Origin of the sequence: Nocardia neocaledoniensis, assembly GCF_029868625.1 — a bacterium.
Taxonomy (GTDB): Bacteria; Actinomycetota; Actinomycetes; order Mycobacteriales; family Mycobacteriaceae; genus Nocardia; species Nocardia neocaledoniensis_A.
In genome coordinates this window covers 1-2735 of record NZ_JARWOJ010000346.1, presented here as the reverse complement: position 1 = coordinate 2735, position 2735 = coordinate 1, and the positions used below count along the sequence as shown (strand labels likewise).

Annotated in this window: 2 protein-coding genes; both read right to left on the bottom strand. The window is 72.1% G+C overall.

What is annotated here, in order from left to right:
• Positions 1-132: 132 nt before the first annotated feature.
• Positions 133-1320: a M20 family metallopeptidase gene (locus tag QH270_RS26995; protein WP_280346868.1), complete on the bottom strand. Its 1188-nt coding sequence runs from the start codon at positions 1318-1320 to the stop codon at positions 133-135.
• A gap of 125 nt (positions 1321-1445) precedes the next feature.
• Positions 1446-2555 carry an amidohydrolase gene (locus QH270_RS26990; RefSeq protein WP_280346867.1) on the bottom strand — a complete coding sequence of 370 codons (1110 nt, stop codon included), beginning with the start codon at positions 2553-2555 and terminating at the stop codon, positions 1446-1448.
• Between the last annotated feature and the right edge of the window lie 180 nt (positions 2556-2735).

Here is a 2735-nt window from a genome sequence, read left to right as displayed (position 1 = left end):
CCCCCCCCCCCCCCCCCCCCCCCCCCCCCCCCCCCCCCCCCCCCCCCCCCCCCCCCCCCCCCCCCCCCCCCCCCCCCCCCCCCCCCCCCCCCCCCCCCCCCCCCCCCCCCCCCACGGCCGTACCCGGGTGGGCTATCCCTGTTCTCCAGTGCTGCTCGGCGCCTGGAGGATGATGTTCGTCAGCGTGCGGACACCGACCGCCAAGGCTCGTTCGTCGATGTCGAACGTGGGCTGGTGCAGGTCGAGCTGGTCGCCGGTGCCCGACCAGACGCCGAGGCGTCCCATCGCGCCCGGGGCGTGCTCCAGGTACCAGGAGAAGTCCTCGCCGCCGCCGGACTGCGGGGTGTCGGCCAGTGCGTCCGGGCCGAGGGCCAGGATCGCGTTCTCGAACATCAGCGCCGAGGTCGGGTCGTTGACCACCGGCGGCACGCCGCGCTTGTAGTTGAGCTGGAAGCGCACCCCCGTCGGGGCGAGCAGGCTGTCGACGATCTCGCGGACCAGCGGCTCGAGCTCCAGCCAGGTGGCGTGATCGCCGGTGCGAACGGTGCCGGTGAGCATGCCGGTCTGCGGGATGGCGTTGGGCGCCTTGCCCGCGCTCACCGCGCCCCACACCATCACGGTGCTGGTCCGCGGGTCGACCCGGCGGCTCAGCAGCCCGGGCAGTCCGGTGATCACGGTGCCGATCGCGTACACCAGATCGCTGGTGAGATGCGGGCGTGAGGTGTGCCCGCCGGGCGAGTCGAGGACGAGTTCGACCGTGTCGGCGGCGGAGGTGATCGCGCCGGTACGCATGCCCACCTTGCCGACCTCGAGCCGCGGATCGCAGTGCAACGCGAAGATCCGGTCGACGCCACGCATGGCGCCCGCCGCGACGGCATCGAGCGCACCGCCCGGCATCACCTCCTCGGCGGGCTGGAACACCAGGCGCACGCCCACCGGCAGCCGGTCCTCGGCTTCGGCCAGCGCCAGCGCGGCGCCGAGCAACACCGTGGTGTGCGCGTCGTGCCCGCAGGCGTGCGAGACGCCGGGCACGGTGGAGGCGAAGCTCAGGCCGGTGAACTCCTGCATCGGCAACGCGTCCATGTCGGCGCGCAGCGCGATCCGCGGGGCGTCGGTGGGGCCCAGATCGCAGATCAGGCCGGTACCGCCGGGCAGCACCTCCCAGCTCAGGCCCGCCTTGGTGAGCCAGCCCGAGACGAACTCGGTGGTGGCGAACTCCGCGCGCGACAGTTCCGGGTTGGCGTGGATGTGCCGACGCCACTGCACCAGGTCGGCGGTGTGCTCGGCCAGCCACGCGTCGACGATCTCCGCTCCTGACATCTCGATTCGCTCGGCGTCCGGCATGGTCGGACACACCGCGTTCTCGCGCATCACCGAGTGGACGTCCACGTCCATCGATAGCGACTCGGCGCCTGCGCGCGCGGTGCCCGAATAGCCGGAAATGCTCACCGAATGTCCTCCTGTCGTTCGACCAGCCGTTGCAACAACCTGTCTCTGTGTACTTCATCGCGTGCCACCGCGACAGCGGTACGCGCCAACGCCAGCGCGCCGTCGAGCACCGCGCGATCCGCCGAGGCGTTCACCGCGGCGGCGGCGAAGTCCGGCTGATGCGTCACCGCGCCGCCGGCGTCGATGCCGATGACCGGGTGGATACCCGGGATGACGTTGGTGACGTTGCCCATGTCGGTGCTCCCGAGCGGCCGCAGCACCTCGAGCTCGGGCGCGATCGGCGTCCTGCCCAGTCCGGTGATCTGCGCGCGGTAGGCAGCCGAGAGAACTGGATCGGGGGTGAGCTCGGTATAGGTGGGCGCGAGCGTCCGTATGTCGTGCGTGCAGCCGGTCGCCAGGGCGCCCGCCTCGAAACACGCCTTCGCTCGGCGCATCAGGTCGTCGAGTGACGCGGAGTCGGCCGCGCGGAGGTAGTACAGCAATTCCGCCCGTCCGGGCACGATGTTGGGGGCTACGCCGCCGTCGGACACTATACCGTGCAGCTGCTGGCCGGGCCGCAGATGCTGGCGCAGCAGGCCGACGGCGACCTGGGTCAGCGTCACCGCGTCGCCCGCGTTGCGGCCCAGTTCCGGCGCGGCGCTGGCGTGCGCCTCGCGGCCGTGGAAGGTGATCGCGAGGTCGGCCAGTGCCAGCGAACGCGCGCCGACGATATCGGCGGGACCGGGGTGCACCATCATCGCCATCGCGATGTCGTCGAAGGCCCCCGCTTCGAGCATGAGCACCTTGCCGCCGCCGCTCTCCTCGGCGGGCGTGCCGAGCACGACGACGGTGAGGCCGAGCTGATCGGCGACTTCGGCGAGGCCGAGCGCGGCGCCGACCGCGGACGCGGCGATGATGTTGTGCCCGCAGGCGTGCCCGATCTCGGGCAGCGCGTCGTATTCGGCGCAGATACCCACCGTGAGCGGGCCGGGGGACACGTTGCGGTGCCCCGCCGCGACGGTGGCGGTGTCGAGGTCGGGGCCGGTCAGGGTGGCGGTCAGCGTGGTCGGCGCGGTCTGACGAATCCGTGCGGTGGTGATCGTGGCATCGCCCGCGCAGGTGCGCATGGGTCGCACAAGGTCCTAGCCGTCGCGCACCCACGGGGAGATGAGGAAGGACTCCAGTGCGTGGGTGAAGTCGACGTGGCCGTTGACCGGCAGCTCGATCACGGTGGTCTGGTCGGTCATGCGATCACCAGGTCTTCGAGGTAGCGCAGGGTCGGGGTGCCGGTCAGGTCGACTTCGACG